Genomic DNA, 17,030 nt, shown 5'->3' on the forward strand with positions numbered 1-17,030 from the left:
TGCCTGGACGCCCAGCGTTGGCCCCCGCTGACGAGGGTTCAGCGGGGGCGTGGCACCGCGATCCCGCCTGGGAAGCGTCACGGGGCGCCGGGTCCCGCCGCCCCCGGGAGGCGCCGGCTCCCCGCGAAGGGGGAGGCACCGGTGAGGCGGCGAGACGGCCACAATGCGCCACCATGGCCAGAAAAAACAAGACCTGAGACGGATCTTCCTCCCTGTCCGAGTGCTGTCCGTTTCTACGACGGCACAGGCCGAAGCTTCGACCTCGAATGTGGCGCGCACGGTTCATGACTCCTCTCCTTCGAGCAGTTACAGGCCAGGCTTCGGTGGCGCGGCCGCAAGCTTGGACGGTTGAGCGCGACGCTGGGTAGCACTTACCCCGATGGCGGATATATCAAGGAATGTCTTCCTCGCACCTGTGTAATTACTGAGAGTAAAAACTTGGCAACGGCGTGTGACATTGATCACTCAGGCACTTAAGCCCCGACATCTTTTTGCTATATCTAATCTTCGACTACAAGACGAAGACAGCGAGGGAGAGTAGTCGGTGTCGGCTGCAAAAGTAAATAGTGGCAGGCTTGCTATACGACTGCTCGGACCGCTCGAGGTGACACTATCCGAGAGACTTCTACACATCTCGGCCCCGCGACTTCAGGCGACACTGGGGGCGCTTCTCCTGCGCGCCAATGAGATCGTCACCGTGGATTATCTGATTGAAAGCATCTGGGAGGACAGCCCTCCTTCGAACCCGTCAAATCAGGTCGCCACTTGCATTTCCATGTTACGAAGAAAATTTCGAGATTTCGGTGTCCCAGGTGAAATACTGGCTACGCAACCACCAGGATACCGTTTCATTACAGATGAGGTGAACCTAGACACTTATTCTGCTCTGCGGCTGCGTTCAGAGGCGCAAGACATAGTGGCTAAGGGGGGTCCTGCACAGGCACTTCCCATTCTTCATGAAGCACTGTCTCTTTGGCGTGGCCCAACCCTGTCCGGTTTCAATCGACGCATCTGGGCCCCTGAAATTCAGCGCTGGGAGGAGGAGTATGTATCTCTCAGGAGATTACGCTCAGAGATACAATTGCATCTTCACCACTACGACGACCTCATAGCCGAACTCTCTGTCTTTATTCAGCAATATCCACTTTTGGAACAAAGTCGCGCCACTCTTATGATCGCCTTTGCTCGATCCGGGCGTCAAGCAGATGCCCTCCAGATATACCGTGACACGGACACGAAATTGCGTGAGGAACTCGGCGTCGCACCCGGGCATGAACTGCAGCAACTGCATGAACAGATACTGCGAGGATCTCTGCCACCGGTCGTAGCCGACTCAATCCCCATCACATTGCAAACGGGGAATAAGTCTCCGCTTCCGGTGCAATATAATTCGGCGCCAAAGCACTCTGCAGCCAAGTCAGTTCCATGCCAACTACCGGGTGACCTTGCGGAGTTCGTTGGGCGTGAGGGAGAGCTCGCCGCAGTGCAGGCGGCCATTGCTTCGGATGCTGGCTCTGTGTCCCTAGTACTGCTCGCGGGCCCAGGTGGCACTGGAAAGACAGCACTGGCTGTGCACGCCGCGCACCTCATGCGTGCTGTTTTTTGTGACGGGCAACTCTACATAAACTTGCGCGGGATGAGCGGGGACCCCGTAACGCCTGCCGAAGCTCTCGGGCGATTTCTACGAGAACTGGGAATGCCAGGGCCGGTCCCCGAGTCCCTCGATGAACGCGCAGATTCATATCGTAGTCTGCTCGCTGACCGGCGTATGCTGATCTTGCTGGATGACGCTGCGGACGCGGCACAGGTGATTCCCCTACTGCCGGGAACAAACAGCAGCGCCGTCCTAGTCACCAGCCGGTCCCGACTCACCGCCATTCCTGCCACACAGGTATTGGAACTCGATGTATTCCAGCGACGACAGGCTCTTGCCCTGCTGTCTTTACTCGTGGGCAACCACAGGGTTGAATCGGATCCGGCGACCGCGCATCAGCTCGTGGAGTACTGCGGCCGACTGCCTCTCGCGGTCCGGATCTTAGGCGCTAAGCTTGCGTCCAAACCTCATTGGACGTTACGTAAGGCGGCTGCACGGTTATCGGACGAACACCGGCGACTCGATGAATTGAAGCACGACAACCTCGAGGTAAGGGCTAGCCTGGAATTGTCACATCAAGGGATCAGCCCGGCTGCCCGCCAGCTCTTCCGGAGAATCGCACTGGTGACCACGTCAGATTTCGCCGAATGGGTGTGCGCGCCCTTGACCGAACTCCCATTACACCAGGCCGAAGATCTTCTTGAGGAGCTGCTTGACGCACGCCTGATCGATGTGGTCAGTTCTGAGAGCGCAGGCGAGTTGCGCTATCGAATGCACGATTTGGTACGGCTCTATGCGCTGGAGCAGGCACACGAGTTGGAACCACAAGAGCAGCGTACGGCTGCTCTCATCCGTTTAGGCATGACTACGCTGGCGCTGGCAGACCGTGCTCACCGGGCTGTGTGCGGCGGAGATTTCACGGTGCTCCACAACCGGGCCCAACCTCCGTCCGTCATGCCGGACGTCCTGGAGCGTATTGCGCGAGACCCGCTCGCCTGGTACGAAGCCGATCGCCTCATGCTGTCCGCACTGTGCCAGCGCTTGGCGGATCAAGGACAGGACGAACTCGCCTGGGATCTGGCTTCAACTGCACGTTGCCAGTTCAGTCTCCGCTTTCACTTCGACGAGTGGAGAACGACACACGAGGCAGCACTGCGTGCGTCACGACTGCACGGCAATGAGCGCGGTGCTGCAGCCATGCTCCTGGGGCTGGGGGATCTGCACCTCACCAGACGGGACTACTCCCAAGCGGTCCCCCTGTTGGAAGAAGCACATCAGTTGTTCCAGAAGGTGGGCGATCGCTACGGTTATGCTCTCGCGCTACGGAAGGCAGCTGCAGCGGATCGTGTCCAGGGTTGTTTCGATCGCGCTCTGAGCCGATGGGAGGAATGCCTTCCCATCTTGCGAGAGGCGGGTGACATCGAGGCTCAAGCTCAGGTGCTGCGATGGAGCGGGCAGACCTTGCTTGAGATTGGACAGCCCGAAGAAGGGGGAGCTCTGCTTCGCGAAGCAGAGCAGGTCGTAGATGGTTTCGGGGGCCGAAGTGTGGCACAGGTCCGTCTTGCCTTGGGCGGGCACTACCTCGTTCTCGGTGAGTTCGACCAGGCCGGCGCTGAGTTCGGCTGGAGTTTGAAGGCGACAGACAGCAGCGGTGACCTGAGCGCTCGCACCTACGCACTGTGGGGTCTGGGATGCGTTGCTTTGCTCTCGGAGCGCCGTGCAGAAGGAGAGAATCACCTTCGCCAGGCGCAGGCTCTGGCTCAGAGTATTCATGATCCGCTGCTGGAATCGGACATTCTCCTCGCTCTTGCCGCCTCGCGATACCTCGCACGCAAGCCGGACGAAGCTTTCGACCTGCTGGAACAGGGAAAGACCCTGTGTAGGAATATGAATGCGTCATTTCGATTGAAACAGTTCGAGGAGGCACTGGCGGACCTGTCCCAGGACGTTGATCCGGTGCTATTCTCCCGTCACTATTGCGTCCGGTGACGTTGTGTTTGCGGGAAGCTCGATCCGATAGGTTCTGGTGCCCTCACGCAGGCACAAAATGACCGGCGTATCTTCCTTTTCGGTGAGCTGGAGTGTTCGCTCGTCGCTCCATCCCCGAAGACGGAACTCGGCGTCTCCGACGTGTTCGAGTGAGCAGAAGGGGCGTCCGGCTAAGTACAAGACCGGAGTGTCTGCCGTGACGCGTATCTCGGCGGGAACGAAAATCCGACGCCTAGCGGAACGAACCCTCTGCGCCTCAGCGTACAAAAGTAGCCCTGGCCGATCCCAGTTGGCGAACGTCTCGGGTACCCAGAACCTGCGTTTACAGCGAGCCGGGTTCCGGAGAACTGCTTGGGGTCGCAGCCGCACGGATTGTGTCCCGGTCAGAAGATGCTGGGTGCCGGGGGGGAAGAGAGCTTCGAGTTCGTCGGTGTGATAGAGGTCAATGATGAGGTGCACGAGTTCGGACCGGCTTCGGTTGACGATCGCGTACTCCCGCCAAGCCGCGACGAACCAGAGTGTGCCGGGTGACCAGGAGTGTCTTTCGCCGACGAACATGACATGTGTCTGATCTTCACTCATAATCGGAAGGTGAAGGCGGCAGAACCCCCACGGCGGGCCCATTTTGTCTCCCCGCAGCGTCAACTCCTTTCCACCTGGGCCCACTGCCCATAGCCTGGCAGCACGTATCGGCGCGGGAAGCGAGTCGAGTACTTCTTGGAAGTACGGCAGATGCCGTAGCCAGGGGGTTCGTCGGAAGCCACTTAGACTCGGACCTCCGCTGTCGGTGCGATAGGGGTCACCGGCCACGCTGTACAGGGGCAGCACTCGCCACCCGGTCGATGCGGAGAAGACGGCTCCCGACCGGGCAGCGAACTGCGCCAGGTCTGAGCGCATGCGCTCCTCGTCGTAGTGGCTGCTCAAGACAGCAGCATTCGGCAGTGCTGCGTAGTGCAAATCTGTTGCTGTGCCCTCACCTGTCACAGCCATCACCCGAACTGATCGATGCTGAGTTTCACCACCATGCCCGTCACGGCCACGAGCAACACGATTCTCACGAATCCGGAGCCGCGCCGTAGCGCCGTGCGTGCTCCGATGGCGGCCCCTGCGATGTTGCACACTGCCATGCTCGCTCCCAGCAGCCACAGCACCTGTCCCTGAAAGGCGAACACACAGAGTGCACCAAAGTTCGTTCCCACGTTGACGACCTTCGCCAACGCCGAACTCTGAACGAACTCAAGAGAAAGCAGGCTGGTGAAGGTGAGTATCAAGAACGTTCCGGTGCCGGGTCCAAAAATTCCGTCGTAGAAGCCGATACCGCTGCCGGCCAGAGCAATGGCCAGCATCCGGCGCCGCCTTCCCACGGCCTCAGCGCCTTCCACAGCACCGAAGGCCGGGCGCATGGCGACGAACACCGCAACTGCAATGAGCAGCGCCATAATCACTGGCCGGAACCACCCCGTCGGCAAGTGTGAAGCCGACAAGGCCCCGAAGCTCGCAGCCGGCACCGCCAGCAGACCTGCCGGCACCGCGACCGAGCGGTCGAGCTTTGTTCGTCGTGCGTATGTCACGGCGGCCACCGTGGTTCCCGCGATGGCCGTCAGCTTGTTCGTTCCCAGGGCGACCGCCGGTGACAGTTGCGGGAATGCCAGGAGCAGCGTGGGAATCAGGAGTAGACCACCGCCTCCGACCACCGCGTCGACCCACCCGGCGGCGCCGGCAACGGCCATGAGCCCCGCTACGTCTATGGCATCCAAGACTGTTTCCTCAGCGCTAATCGTTGGTCATGTAGGGGACAGAACTGTCAGAAGATGCCGTTGATGTCCGCAAGCTGGGGAATCACCCGGCGTCGCGGCATCATCAGCTCCGCCCAGCGAGGCACCGCGCGCAGCGAGTAGCAGCGGCGCAGCCACCTGTCCGTCCCGTCGTAGCGCGGTGTGAAGGAGGAACGCCCGTGTGCAGCGATGTGGTTGTCCACTAGGACCATGTCGCCAGGAGCGAGCACGATGTCCTTGCAGACGGACTCCAGGGCCTCGGAGAGCGCCTGAAGCGCGGCTGTGCCCTGCCTATCGGGCGCCGTGGTGTTGTGGGAGTTGAACCGCATGAAGAGCTCCGTCTCCTGTCCGAAGAGGACGGGGTGCGGCCCTGCGGTCGGCCGCGGACCGGATATGTTCCGGGCGAATGAGGTCGGATAGGCGCTGCTGAACCTGGCCGAGCGCAGTACGTCCAGTTGTTGGTCTGTCAGGAGCGCCTGCGCTTCACGCACGGAGGCCACGCGTGTGGCACCTACGCCTTCGTGGTCCCGGCGCAAGCACAGCAAGCCGAGAAAGTCCGGACGCAGCGGGTGGTGCACATTCTCGGTGTGGAAGTCGAACGCGATGGAACCGCTGTTCTCTATACGGGTTTCCTCGCCCTTGACCGGGTGCACGTCGTGGAGCAGGGCACCGTCCTTCTCGTCCTGATAGCCGATAAGCGAGCCCACCAGGTCAGCTACCAGACGCAGGGTGCCCGAGGTGGGGTGATCGTCCATGTGAGACCCGTGCACCACGGGGGTGGGAGGGAGGTCGCCGATCGTCAGCCCCCGCAGGAGCACATACCCCGCCTGCGAGGTTCCGTCGGCGAAGGACAGGAGCCCGTCGCGGATGGCCGGCGGCATGTCCAGGAGCAGGTCTGCCAGTGTGGACATATCACCGACCGGCTGACCAGCGGCCTGGACAGAGAGTTCCCATGCCTTCTGCGCGTCAGCGGGTGAAATACGAATCTCCGTCTGCTGCAGCACGGCCGTTCTCATCGAAATGCACTCCCCACGCTAAAGGGAAGAGGCGTCCCCCTCTTCGTGCCCATGAAGTTACGGAGCAGCGATGTCACATCGATGCCAAGCCGATGCCAACAAACTGTTGAAACACGGACGACGTCGGCGTACGGCTATGAGCCGGAGCTCCGGAACACCGAGGCCGGGTGCATCCGTTGGCGATTCAGCCGGTCAGCTACAGCTGCGCGACGAACATGTTTGAGCCCGGCCGAGCCGTACAGGCCGTGGACTTCGCGGGCGGTGTCGCTCAGGTCGGGAAAGCGGCTCTCGTGGCGCACCCGGACCAGCTGCGCGGACAGGCAGGGTCGGCGTGAAGGATCTTGTGATCTTGCCGGACGGGCAGGAGTTCGCTAGGAGAGCGACCTGTGGCGCGAGACCGTTCTGCTTGCCCTCGTAACAGCTAAGCGCCAGCTTTGTTGAAGTGAGCAGGCACTACTGGTGGTAGCTCGGATTGGCGACGACAGTCACGCATGATTAGACTTGTTATCGATATCTGGATTGGAAATCTAAAGCAAGAGGGCAGGGTGCCTGCTGGGCCACAAGACCAAGCGACACGACAGCACGTCGAGCGAGTGGAAGCCGAAACCGCCTATGAACGTCGAACAGCACTCAGCCGTCGCCGCCCCTGACCTGTATGACCGATCCGGAAAGCGCTACTCCCTGGACGACCCCCGTTGGCGGGGCGAGGACGGCAGCCCTCTCGCCCTCAGCGCACTGCCGGGCCTGCGACCCGAGCAGATCGACACCGCCGAACGGTCTCTGTGGCGCTACCACGCGGCCCTGCCCGTCCCGGCCGACCGCCGGGTGAGCCTGGGCGAAGGATGTACGCCGATGGTCCCGGTCGACTGGGCCGGCCAGCACGTCCACTTCAAGCTGGAGTGGTTCAACCCGACCTCCAGCTTCAAGGACCGGGGCGTATCGGTGATGATTTCCCACCTCGCCGGGCACGGCGCCGAGCGCGTACTCGAGGACAGTTCGGGCAACGGCGGTTCCGCGGTGGCCGCCTACGCCGCCGCTGCCGGCATACGCGCCAAGATCATCGTTCCCGCCGCCACCTCTGCGGCCAAGATCCTCCAGGCCCGTGCCCACGGAGCCGAAGTCGAGCTCGTGGAAGGCACCCGCGACGAGGTCTCGGACGAGGCGATCCGGCAGTCGGAGCAGATCCCCTACGCCAGCCACAACTGGCATCCGATGTTCATCCAGGGCACCAAGACCATCGCCTACGAGATGTGGGAGTCCCTCGGCTTCACCGCGCCCGACAACGTGGTCCTCGTGGCCGGGGCCGGCAGCAATATCATCGGGTGCGACATCGCGTTCGGCGAACTGCTCGCCGCTGGCCAGATCGATAGGCGCCCGCGCCTGTTCGTCGGGCAACCCGAGCACTGGGCGGCCATCGCCGACACGTTCAACGGCATCGACCCGGCCAGCCGCGGCGAGCGGGTGCCGACGATCGCCGAGGGCGCGTCCATCGCCCACCCCGTACGGCTGCCCGAGGCGGTGGAGGCCATCCGCCGCTCCGACGGCGCGGCCTACGCGGTCCCCGAGGCGGAGATCCACGCAGCGGTCCGCACCCTGAGCGCGCGCGGCTTGTACGCCGAGCCGACCAGCAGCGTCGCCGCAGCGACCTTCGACCACTTCATCGCGACCGGGGAGATCGCTCCGCACGATACGACCGTGGTCGTGCTCACCGGTACGGGGCTGAAGTCCGCCGAGAGGATGGCCGCGGTGTTCGCCGGGGACCGCGACGGCGCTGAGGAATCGAGCAGCACGCAATGACCCGCCCCACCGGCCGACTGGACGATGAAAGCACCGACCAGCCCGCCGCACCAGAAGACGAGCACCTTGTACAGGAAGCTGAGCGCATCGCTGTCGCCGTCGGACGTATGTTCCCAGGTCTGTGCGAGGTCGTCCTGCACGATCTACGCCGCCCCGACAACGCCATCCGCGCCATTGAGAACAACCTGTCCGGACGGCAGGTCGGCGACTCCGCCACCGAACTGGGCCTGCGCCGCGTCGCGGATCCCGACTGTCCCAGCGTCATCCAGAACTACAGCAACCAGTTCCCCGACGGGCGCCCGGCCAAGAGCACCTCGATCGGCATCAAGAATGCCGAGGGACGTTACGTCGCGGCCCTGTGCCTGAATCTGGACGTCAGCACGCTGTCCCCGCTGGCCCTAACCCTCGCCAACCTCGTCACCACGAATGCCGAACACCAAGACGAGACCTTGGAGACGCTGCGCGACCGCACCGGACGCGAACTTCGCTCAACCATCGACTCCTTTGCGGCGCAGCGCTCCAGCACACCGCGCAGCCTCAACCGCGACCAGAAGCGCGAGCTGGTACGTCGGCTGCACAGCGAGGGCTTCTTCGAGACCCGGAGCTCCGCACAACTTATCGCCCACCAACTCGGCGTCTCCCGGGCAACCGTCTACAACTACACGAAGCAGCCACAACGCTGAACGCCTCCGACACCGGGGAACCGGGTCTCCTATATCCGGTGGACTTCAGCGGGGTGGCCCGCGACCGTCCTTTGCACACATCAGCTCTACGACCTGACCTGGGGTATCGAGTGGTCCGAACGGGAAGAGGGCCGACTGGGAGCAGCTGCGCGCGAAAGAGGAGGACCGACGCTCTCCGCTCGCGTCGCTGCGCCCGTCCGGCGCTATGACGATCCTCCCGCGCCCGCCGCCTCCCAGCTGTCCAGGAAGACAGCCAAGGCGCGGCATTGCTCATCCTCGAAGGCGACCTGCCGGGCGAGGACATCGCGGTCGCCGTAGGGGGCAACGGCAGCGAGGACCAGGCGCTGAAGTTCGCCGGGTTCGAGGGCTTCGACTGCCCACTGCACGGGTTTGTCGATGTCGAAGCCGTAGCGGCGGGCGAAGGCCGACCATCGCGGGTCGTCGCGCTTGCCTGCGGTCGCGGGCAGGGCGTGCCGATGGACCTGGTCGTAGGTGAGCAGCACCCACTCAACCCGGCTTCAGCAGTCAGTGGGCTTCACCGTACAAGTAGACGTGCGGCCCCGGGCAGGTCACTGGCTGGCGCGGGAGCCTAGGTCGGCGGCCCACTTCTGAAGTTCTTCGGCGAGGGGGAGGTTGTCTCCGCGGTCGACGGTCTGCAGGAGCATGGCGCACACGGTGGCCTCGGCGGCGAGGCCGGCCGGGGTGCCCAGGACGGGGAAGGCCGCCCGGATGCGGGCGGTCGTGAGGGGCTGGAGCAGGGAGTAGGCGTAGAGCGTGGCGCCGTCGAAGCCCGCCGGGGCCAGCCCCCATGATTCCCAGTCGAGCAGCTGGAGCGGGGTGGTGAGGTTGGCCCAGTGCAGGTCCCCGTGGGCGGGCGCCCAATGGGGTGCGGCGGGGGCGGGGATGCCGATGAAGGCGGGGATGGCGCGGTCCATGTAGGGGGTGCGGACGGCGATGCGGTCGGTGGTGGCCGCTGCCAGCGTCTGCAAGGCGTGCATCAGGTCCGCCCACCAGCCGAGGGGGATGTCGGGTTCGTGCTGTAGGACCGGGTCGTCGGACAGGAGCGGTTCGCGCACGCGGACCGACAGCTCTGCCCGGTAGGCGGTCCCGTTGTCGGCTTCGTCGTGGATGGCGAGGAGTGCCGGCCGGTATCCGTCGAGGTCTCCCAGTGCCTGCTGGGCGGTGGCCGCGCCGTCCCAGAGCTTGCCGGACGCCTTGTCTTCGGGGGCGGAGATCAGGCGTAGCCATGCCGCCTCGCCGGCGGCAGTGCGGACCGGGGCGCCGAGGGTGCGCCCGGCCCAGCCCCAGAACTCTGCTCCCGGTTCGACGTCGGCAGCCAGGGCCTTGGCAGCGCGGTGCTGGTGGGTGCGCATCTGCTGTTCGACGGCGGGGTCAGAGGGAGGTGAGTACACCGGTGATCTTTCGCAGATGGGCGGTATCCAGCGGGGATTGGGCGAGCGCGTCGGCCGCCTGGCGCCAGTGTGGCGCAGTGGAGGCGGAGAGGAGAACCTGCGTCACTCCTGGGCATGACGCCGTGGTCAGGAGTGACGCCTGGGCGGGGGTGAGGCCGGGCCGGATCAGGTCGGCGAGTTCTGGGTCGACCATCGCGGGCAGTCCGCCGCCGTGCAGCGGGGCGGAGGCCATCACCCGCAGGCCCGCGCGGGCGGCCGCGCTGATGGGCCCGTCTCCGTTGAGGGCCTGCTGGATCGGGTCCATCATCACCAGGCTGACCGGCAGCTGGATCGCGGCCAGGTGATGGTGGTCACCGCCCGCGGCCTCGGCAGCCAGGGCCCGCAGCGTCGGCACGGAGAACGCCCCTTGCTGGAAGCCGTCCCAGGTGGCCACCCCGTACCCGGCGACGCGTCCGGCTGCCACCTCCTGTTCCAGCACGGCGAACGCGCGGCGGACCGTCCGGTACAGCCCGGCCCGGTCGCCGTGGTGCGTCCGCTCGGGGTTGTGCAGCAGCACCAGGTCGAGCCGGTCGCGGGCGAGTTCGGCCAGGTTGCGGTGGAGCTGCCAGCGCACGTACTCGGGGGCCAGGCTGTGCCCGGCCGTGGCCTCGCCGGGGGTGAGGAACCCGGCGTCCACCGCGGCGGTGCCGGTCGCCGGGGTGAAGAAGCCGACCTTGGTGGAGACGTGCACGGCCGGCTGGGTGATCAGAACTTGCGCAAGCTGTCTCTGGGCGTGTCCGTCGGCGTAGTTGGGGGCGGTGTCGATCCACCGGGCGCCGGAGGCGGTCGCGCGGGCGGCCGCCTCGGGGATATCGCGGCACCGGTAGGTGCCCAGGGCCAGCTCGGCGGTCACGGCATGCTCCCCACCACGGCGGCCTGTCCGGCGACGAGCTCCTGGACCAGATCGGCGACGGAGGCGACGTCGAGGCCGGCGGCCGCGGCGAGCGTGGCCAGGGCCACGGATTGTCCGTCGACCAGCGGACGCAGGACCGCCTCGGCGGCCGGGGCGAACTCGTAGGTGCTGCCGGCGGCGTCCAGGAACACCGCGTCGTCACCGATCTCCAGCACCGCCCGGGCGGTCGTCAGCCGCACCCGCAGGTCCCCGTCGGCCGGGACGGCGTCGGCATACGGCAGGCTGGGCACCATCCGGCCCGGTGCGCGCCCGTCCATGGCCCGGGTGTAGCGGGTGATCAGCTTCGGGTCGTCGAGCTGTTCGGCCAGCAGCTTGCGCAGTCCGTGCAGCGCCTGCGCCTGCTTTTCGGGGGCGGCGAGCAGGGGCAGGTCGCGGCGCCATTCCTGGTGGGTGAGGAGCTGTTCGCCCACCCAGGCCAGGAGGTTGACGGGGGTGTGGGTCTGCAGGCCGCAGGTGACGTGCAGGGAGCGGGCGCCCTGGTCGGCGGCGACCGCGTGCCAGAGGCCGCGCGGCACGTACAGGACGTCGCCGGCGTGCAGGACCAGGTCGGCGACCGGCTCGGCGGGTGGTTGGGCGGGTGACTCGATGTCGTGGTGCAGCGGGTGGGGGCGGGTGGTGCCGTACAGGTGCCAGTGCTTGCTGCCGTCGAGCTGGACGACGATCGTGTCGTGGTCGTCCCAGTGGACGCCGAAGCCCTCCTTAGCCGTCCAGGAGGCGTACAGGTTGATCTGGACACGGGTGCGCAGGGTCCGCTCGATGTCCTCGGCGAGGTGGGCGAGCGGGCGGTGCATCTCGTCGGCGGAGTCCAGGACGAGGGAGGCGCCGTCGGCGAGGCGGGCGTGCAGCTCGGCGGGCTGCAGGCGCCGCCAGATCGTGTGCCGGCGGGTGGTGACCGGCTCGGTGTAGTCGCCGGGCGGCAGTTGGGTCCCGTCGCGGTGCAGCCGCATCCGGGGCGGTTCCATCCGGTGCGTGGCCAGCAGCTTGTTGAGGTCGTCCCAGGTCATCAGCCCGCTCACGTCCACGGCGGCGGGGAAGTGTCGGTAGTCGCGGTGCAGTGCCTGGGCGGCGAAGTCGCCGCCCAGGCATGCCGCGATCGACGTCGTTGTCATCGCGTGGGGTCCGTCCCGTCAGTCGTTGCCGTCGCTCTTGCCGGTGCCGCCGCCGTCCGAGGGGGTGGTGCCGCGCGACCGGGCGGCGGTGATCAGCTTCCGGGAACGCACCAGGCCGCCGGACGGGGCCGGGGCCGCGCCGGACGCGGGCTGGGTGGATTGGGGCATGGAGTCCTCCTGTGCTTCGGTGGGCCGGCCGGGCCGGACGGCTGCGGCCGGTGTTGCCAACCGGCGGGCCGGGAGTCTGTGACGTTCCGCCCCGGCCCCGCCAGAGCTTCACAGCGGGCGGCGCACGATGAACGCCAGGGCCAGGAGCGCGGCGCCGAGGTACCAGGTCTGCCACCAGGCCCACCACGGCGCTCCGCCGCGGCGACGTCTGCGGCGACGGCGGGTCACGGGCCCTCCCAGGTGCCGCGCTTGGAGATCAGCTCGACGGCCGTCCAGGTGGTGGGCCACGGCTCGGCGAAGGTGGCGGCGCCGTAGCGGTGGCGCAGGTAGGGGATGCCGTCGCGCACGTCGGTGAGCACGGCCTGGCAGCCCCGGCCGGTGGCGCGGACGAGGTCGCCCACCTCCGCTGTGCGGGATGCCGTTGAGCCGCTCACCGCGTGCTCCCCTTCTCCTGCGACATCTCGTTCTGCGCTTGGCGGCGGCGGTGGCGCTGTATGGCGTCGATCGCCCTCGCGCTGCCCTCGCCGTCGGCGATCCGGGCCCGGTAGTCCTCCCAGTCGTGGGCGGTCCACTTCTCCAGTCCGGCCGGGAAGTCGTCGGTGCCGGGGCGGCTCACCGGTCCGGCTCCACGGCCGGGACCCCGTAGAGCGAGGCGCACGGGGTGCAGGCGAGCAGGACATCGTCGCGGAGTATCCGCACCGGGAACCTGGGATTGGGGGTTCCGCTGCACCAGCAGCACGAGCGGCCGGCGATCTGCTGCGGGCTCAGCCGCTCGCGGTGGATCGCCGGGGCGTCCACGTAGCCACCGGCAAAGGGCTCGGGCGTCGTGCTGCGCGTCGTCATGGTGGGTGCCTCGCGCTCGCGGTCGGTGAGTCCGGGGTGGCCATCCCTCGGGGGAGGCGGGACGGCCACCGGCGCCTTCGGCCTTCGGGGCGCGTGTCCAGTCCAACGCCGGAGCGTGGTCAACCGGTAGGAAAAGTACGCTGCTTGCTACTCGCGGTGACCGGAAATTTCTGCGGGTTGATTTTCCCCGCAACCTCTCTACGCTCCATGATCACGCGGCTACGGTGAGTGTGTGGAGGGAAATTTCCGGTTGCAGGCCCACATGACCGAACACGCCTTCAAGCAGGCCGTACTGGCCGACAGGGTGAACAGCGAGCTGACGGCGGCCGGTCACGCGGGGACCGTCGGCGATCGCACGGTCCGCAACTGGGTAACCGGAAAAACCCGCTGGCCGCACCGGCGCCAGCGGGACGCCCTCACGGCAGTATTCGGGTGCACACCCGCCTGCCTCGGCTTCTATCCCCCCGGCATGCCCACGCCGCCCCACGAGGACCTCTCAGCCATGCTCCGCCGCCGCTTCTGTACAGCCGCCACGTCCACCGTCGCAGCCGCTGCCCTGCCGGCCGCCGGCACCCGGCCCACCGCCGTGGGCACCTCCGATGTGCTCCGCCTGCGCGACGGCCTGGACCAGCTCACCGTGCTCGACCAGAGACGCGGCGGACACGCCGCCCTCGAGCGCGCCGCCCTCGCCGGTGCGGCCGAGGCGGTGGGCCTGCAGGACCACTCCGCCTCGCAGACGATCCGCCAGCGGCTGTTCGCTGCCGCCGCCGACTACACAACGACGGCCGCCTGGTCGTGCATCGACGCCCGCCAGCTCGACCGCGCCCGCAGCCATGTGAACGAGGCGCTGAGGCTGGCCGGGCTGTCGCAGGATCCCGTGGCACAGATGCGGGTGTGGAATTCGACCGCGCTCCTGGCGCACCAGCTCGGGCACTACGCCGAGGGTGTGGCGGCGGCGCAGGCGGCCCAGTCCTGCGCGATCACGCGCCGTGATCCGCTGTTCGCTTCCCTCGCGCACGCCCGGGCCGCGGTGGGGCACGCCTACCGGGGTGATCAGCAGGCCGCGCTCCGTTCGATCGGGTACGCCGAAGAGGCCCTGGCGCGGGCCGAGATGCGGCCCCGGCCGTCGTGGGTCGCGTTCTACGGGCCCGCGGAACTGCACGCCCTGACCGGTATCGTCCGCATCCGGCTGGGCCAGCCTGCGGAGGCGGAGGCGGCCTCGCACCGCGCCCTGGCCGCGCTGCCGGCCGCCTACCGGCGCAACCGCGCCATGACCACCCTGGACCTCGCCATCGCCCAGCTCCGCCAGGGCGACGCCGAACACGCCTGCACCACCTCCCAGGACGCCTTCGCCCTGATGTCCGGCAGCCCGCTGCCGGGCCGGCTGCGCGTCCTGCTCGGCGACTTCTACCGTGATCTCCTCACGCTCGCGCCCTCCGCCACCGTGGCGCGCGAGTGGGCCGACCGTTACCGATCCGAATGGAGCTCCGCGTGACCACGGCACCCGTCATCGACCTGCGCCGCTACGCACACGACGACCTGCCCGGCATCCGGCAGACCCTGCTCGACGTCCACGCCAGCGCCTACTTCGAGCGGCGGCACGAGGAGTTCGTCAAGCGCTTCCCCTGGTTCGTGGACCACTGGGGCGGGCGCGCGGGATTCGCGTGCGTGGTCGCCTACGCCGACGGCGAGCCGATCGGGTTCACCTACGGGGCCCCGGGCGAGCCGGGGCGCGAATGGTGGCGCGAGTACCTGAGCGAAAAGCCGGCGGACCCCTCGACGTTCTCCGTCTCGGAACTGATGCTGAAGCCGAAGTGGCGCCGGCGGGGCCTTGGGGAGCGGCTTCACGGCGAGCTGCTCGCCGACCGGACCGAGGCCCTGGCCGTGCTCACGGTGGACACCAAGCGGCCCCGGCTCCAGGCCCTGTACGAGGGCTGGGGATACAGGAAGATCGGCGAGCGCCGGCCGTTCCCGGACTCCCCGCTGTATGCCGTGATGCTGCTCGACCGCACGCGCACAGCCTGACTGCGGTGCGGGAAAGGGCGATTTGGACGCAGGGCCGGGGGTGGCTACCGCGTGACGGCAGTGCCGCGCGCCGGGGCCTGTGGTGGCGCTGAGGCAACCACTGCATCAGCGCGGCGAGTGCCTGCCCGGCCATCTGGATGCCCTGCGTCGACGCCATGGTGGCGGCGCCCTCCAGGCCCCATCCGGCGCGCTGTGCGGTCTGGCGCAGCGCCGGGAGGAACCGGTGGGACGGTCCTCGCCTTTGCGACGGGCCCCGACGGGGAAGGGACGTCTTGGCGTCCTTCCCTCTCTCTGGGTGGGATGTCATGCCGGACAAGCGTCCTCGCGGATATCAGCCGCTGTGGCGGCCGCGGCCTGCCACGCTGGGTCTGCTGGCCGCGGTCGACGTGATCCTCGACCGCTACACGAAACTGCTTCCGATCTCGCTGCGGCAGTGCTTCTACGCCGCGGTGTCGGACGGGGTGCTGGACAAGACGGAGCGGGCCTACCGGCGGCTGGGCGAGGCCGTCGGGATGGGCCGGCGCTCCGGACGGATCGCGTGGGACGCCCTCCGCGACGACTCGGGTACCTGTCTTGCGCCGCCGCCGGCGTTCGCCGGCCCGGAGGACTTCCGCACCATGATGCGCCGGGCAGCCGAGGGCTACCGCCGCGACCGGCAGGAGGGCCAGGAGCAGGTGCTGGAGCTGTGGAGCGAGAGCGCCGGCACCACCGCGCAGCTGGCGCGGATCGCCGAGCCCTACGGGCTCACCGTCCGCTCCGGCGGCGGCTTCGACTCGCTGTCCGGCAAGCACGAGGCGGCACTGCGGGCTGCCTCGTACGGGAGACCGCTGGTGACCCTGCACCTGGGGGACCTCGACCCGTCCGGCGTCCATGTGCCGCGCGCCCTGGCCGAGGACGTCGCGGCGTTCGCCTCCGTGCACGGCGGCCGCACCGAGCTGGTGCGCGTCGCGGTCACCGAGGACCAGGTCGCCCGCTACCGTCTGCCCTCCGCCCCGGCCAAGCCGACCGACCGGCGCTCCTTCACCGCGCACGGGACCACCCAGCTGGAGGCGCTCCCGCCCAACCGGCTCGCCGCCCTTGTGCGCACGGCCATCGAGGACCGCCTGGACAGGGGCGTGTACGAGGCGGTCCTGGTCCGCGAGGAAGCTGAGCGGGCCCGGCTGCTGGACGAACTGGAATAGGCCCCGGCCCTACGGCTGCGAGGTGGCGCTGCCGCCGTCTCCCAACGGCCGCCGGGCCGCGGACGCACCGGTGCGGGGCGGGGCGAACATGCCCCGCCCGCGCAGCTCGTCCAGATCCGGCAGCCGGACCCCGGGCAGGTCAGTGAGGAGGTCGGCCTGGGCGGCACGGATGGTGTGCGCGGCCTGCGGGCCGGCACCGAGAGCGCGGCGATCAGTCACCCGGTCATCGTAGAGCGCGCGCGACAGATCGGTGGGCCGGACGGGTGGCCGGCGGACCCGTGGCGTGCCGGTTGCGCGTAGTTGCGTGGACGACCGTCCCGCGCCCTGCACGCCCGGCCACTACGGCGGACCGGCGGCCCATCACCCTGTCAGCCGGACGGGTGATTTCCCTTCGCGTACGCGGGCGCAGTCCTGACGGTGCACTTCCAACTTGCCTATTTTTAACGAGTATTGACAGCTTTTCATGCATTCTGTCATGTTCTGTCT

General features: G+C 67.3%; 19 protein-coding genes. 6 read left to right on the plus strand and 13 right to left on the minus strand.

The window, feature by feature from the left end:
• Nucleotides 1-604 precede the first annotated feature (604 nt).
• The gene (locus AB0G32_RS13995) at nucleotides 605-3,583 is read left to right on the plus strand and encodes a BTAD domain-containing putative transcriptional regulator (RefSeq protein ID WP_361162600.1); all 2,979 of its coding nucleotides are present in this window, start codon (nucleotides 605-607) and stop codon (nucleotides 3,581-3,583) included.
• On the opposite strand, the gene AB0G32_RS14000 is transcribed toward AB0G32_RS13995, so the two are convergent.
• From AB0G32_RS14000 to AB0G32_RS14010, 3 genes are read right to left on the minus strand one after another with little or no spacing between them, the layout of a single operon-like run.
• The gene (locus AB0G32_RS14000; RefSeq protein ID WP_361162418.1) at nucleotides 3,554-4,573 is read right to left on the minus strand and encodes an aspartyl/asparaginyl beta-hydroxylase domain-containing protein; all 1,020 of its coding nucleotides are present in this window, start codon (nucleotides 4,571-4,573) and stop codon (nucleotides 3,554-3,556) included. The two genes, AB0G32_RS13995 and AB0G32_RS14000, sit on opposite strands and share 30 nt — an antisense overlap.
• A complete protein-coding gene (locus AB0G32_RS14005; protein WP_361162419.1) occupies nucleotides 4,573-5,340 on the minus strand; it encodes a TSUP family transporter in 768 nt (255 codons plus the stop codon). Before AB0G32_RS14005 ends, AB0G32_RS14000 begins: the two co-directional genes overlap by 1 nt.
• A 47-nt stretch (nucleotides 5,341-5,387) precedes the next feature.
• Complete coding sequence (locus AB0G32_RS14010) at nucleotides 5,388-6,362, minus strand: TauD/TfdA family dioxygenase (RefSeq protein WP_361162420.1); 975 nt, start codon at nucleotides 6,360-6,362, stop codon at nucleotides 5,388-5,390.
• Between the two features lie 624 nt (nucleotides 6,363-6,986).
• On the opposite strand from AB0G32_RS14010, the gene AB0G32_RS14015 reads away from it, so the two are divergent.
• Together AB0G32_RS14015 and AB0G32_RS14020 are read left to right on the plus strand one after the other, a co-directional pair.
• Nucleotides 6,987-8,171: a pyridoxal-phosphate dependent enzyme gene (locus AB0G32_RS14015; RefSeq protein WP_361162421.1), complete on the plus strand. Its 1,185-nt coding sequence runs from the start codon at nucleotides 6,987-6,989 to the stop codon at nucleotides 8,169-8,171.
• Nucleotides 8,168-8,854 carry a PAS domain-containing protein gene (locus tag AB0G32_RS14020; RefSeq protein ID WP_361162422.1) on the plus strand — a complete coding sequence of 229 codons (687 nt, stop codon included), beginning with the start codon at nucleotides 8,168-8,170 and terminating at the stop codon, nucleotides 8,852-8,854. The genes AB0G32_RS14015 and AB0G32_RS14020 overlap by 4 nt, the downstream gene beginning before the upstream one ends.
• 203 nt (nucleotides 8,855-9,057) lie before the next feature.
• Here AB0G32_RS14020 and AB0G32_RS14025 read toward each other — a convergent pair whose 3' ends face one another.
• The 9 genes from AB0G32_RS14025 to AB0G32_RS14065 all read right to left on the minus strand — a co-directional run bounded on the left by AB0G32_RS14025 (nucleotide 9,058) and on the right by AB0G32_RS14065 (nucleotide 13,672).
• Entirely contained in the window at nucleotides 9,058-9,357 is a 300-nt protein-coding gene (locus AB0G32_RS14025) for a hypothetical protein (RefSeq protein WP_361162423.1), read from the minus strand.
• A 66-nt stretch (nucleotides 9,358-9,423) separates the two neighbouring features.
• On the minus strand, nucleotides 9,424-10,266 hold the full coding sequence (locus AB0G32_RS14030) for a hypothetical protein (protein ID WP_361162424.1): 843 nt from the start codon (nucleotides 10,264-10,266) through the stop codon (nucleotides 9,424-9,426).
• Nucleotides 10,247-11,158, minus strand: a complete 912-nt coding sequence (locus tag AB0G32_RS14035) for an aldo/keto reductase (RefSeq protein ID WP_361162425.1) — start codon at nucleotides 11,156-11,158, stop codon at nucleotides 10,247-10,249. Before AB0G32_RS14035 ends, AB0G32_RS14030 begins: the two co-directional genes overlap by 20 nt.
• Nucleotides 11,155-12,327: a cupin domain-containing protein gene (locus tag AB0G32_RS14040; protein WP_361162426.1), complete on the minus strand. Its 1,173-nt coding sequence runs from the start codon at nucleotides 12,325-12,327 to the stop codon at nucleotides 11,155-11,157. The genes AB0G32_RS14035 and AB0G32_RS14040 overlap by 4 nt, the downstream gene beginning before the upstream one ends.
• Before the next feature lie 18 nt (nucleotides 12,328-12,345).
• The gene (locus tag AB0G32_RS14045) at nucleotides 12,346-12,495 is read right to left on the minus strand and encodes a hypothetical protein (RefSeq protein ID WP_361162427.1); all 150 of its coding nucleotides are present in this window, start codon (nucleotides 12,493-12,495) and stop codon (nucleotides 12,346-12,348) included.
• 224 nt (nucleotides 12,496-12,719) lie between these two features.
• Complete coding sequence (locus AB0G32_RS14050) at nucleotides 12,720-12,929, minus strand: hypothetical protein (protein WP_361162428.1); 210 nt, start codon at nucleotides 12,927-12,929, stop codon at nucleotides 12,720-12,722.
• A complete protein-coding gene (locus AB0G32_RS14055; RefSeq protein WP_361162429.1) occupies nucleotides 12,926-13,111 on the minus strand; it encodes a hypothetical protein in 186 nt (61 codons plus the stop codon). The genes AB0G32_RS14050 and AB0G32_RS14055 overlap by 4 nt, the downstream gene beginning before the upstream one ends.
• Entirely contained in the window at nucleotides 13,108-13,338 is a 231-nt protein-coding gene (locus tag AB0G32_RS14060; RefSeq protein ID WP_361162430.1) for a hypothetical protein, read from the minus strand. Before AB0G32_RS14060 ends, AB0G32_RS14055 begins: the two co-directional genes overlap by 4 nt.
• A gap of 211 nt (nucleotides 13,339-13,549) precedes the next feature.
• On the minus strand, nucleotides 13,550-13,672 hold the full coding sequence (locus tag AB0G32_RS14065) for a hypothetical protein (RefSeq protein ID WP_361162431.1): 123 nt from the start codon (nucleotides 13,670-13,672) through the stop codon (nucleotides 13,550-13,552).
• A gap of 135 nt (nucleotides 13,673-13,807) precedes the next feature.
• Here AB0G32_RS14065 and AB0G32_RS14070 point away from each other — a divergent pair, with 135 nt between their 5' ends.
• The 3 genes from AB0G32_RS14070 to AB0G32_RS14080 all read left to right on the plus strand — a co-directional run bounded on the left by AB0G32_RS14070 (nucleotide 13,808) and on the right by AB0G32_RS14080 (nucleotide 16,544).
• Nucleotides 13,808-14,833, plus strand: a complete 1,026-nt coding sequence (locus tag AB0G32_RS14070; RefSeq protein WP_361162432.1) for a hypothetical protein — start codon at nucleotides 13,808-13,810, stop codon at nucleotides 14,831-14,833.
• Nucleotides 14,818-15,363 carry a GNAT family N-acetyltransferase gene (locus tag AB0G32_RS14075; protein WP_361162433.1) on the plus strand — a complete coding sequence of 182 codons (546 nt, stop codon included), beginning with the start codon at nucleotides 14,818-14,820 and terminating at the stop codon, nucleotides 15,361-15,363. The genes AB0G32_RS14070 and AB0G32_RS14075 overlap by 16 nt, the downstream gene beginning before the upstream one ends.
• Nucleotides 15,364-15,668: 305 nt before the next feature.
• Nucleotides 15,669-16,544 (plus strand): hypothetical protein, encoded by an 876-nt coding sequence (locus tag AB0G32_RS14080; RefSeq protein WP_361162434.1) that lies wholly within the window; start codon nucleotides 15,669-15,671, stop codon nucleotides 16,542-16,544.
• 9 nt (nucleotides 16,545-16,553) lie between these two features.
• On the opposite strand, the gene AB0G32_RS14085 is transcribed toward AB0G32_RS14080, so the two are convergent.
• Nucleotides 16,554-16,763: a hypothetical protein gene (locus AB0G32_RS14085; protein WP_361162435.1), complete on the minus strand. Its 210-nt coding sequence runs from the start codon at nucleotides 16,761-16,763 to the stop codon at nucleotides 16,554-16,556.
• Between the last annotated feature and the right edge of the window lie 267 nt (nucleotides 16,764-17,030).

The organism is Streptomyces sp. NPDC023723, assembly GCF_040639815.1.
Taxonomy (GTDB): domain Bacteria; phylum Actinomycetota; class Actinomycetes; order Streptomycetales; family Streptomycetaceae; genus Streptomyces.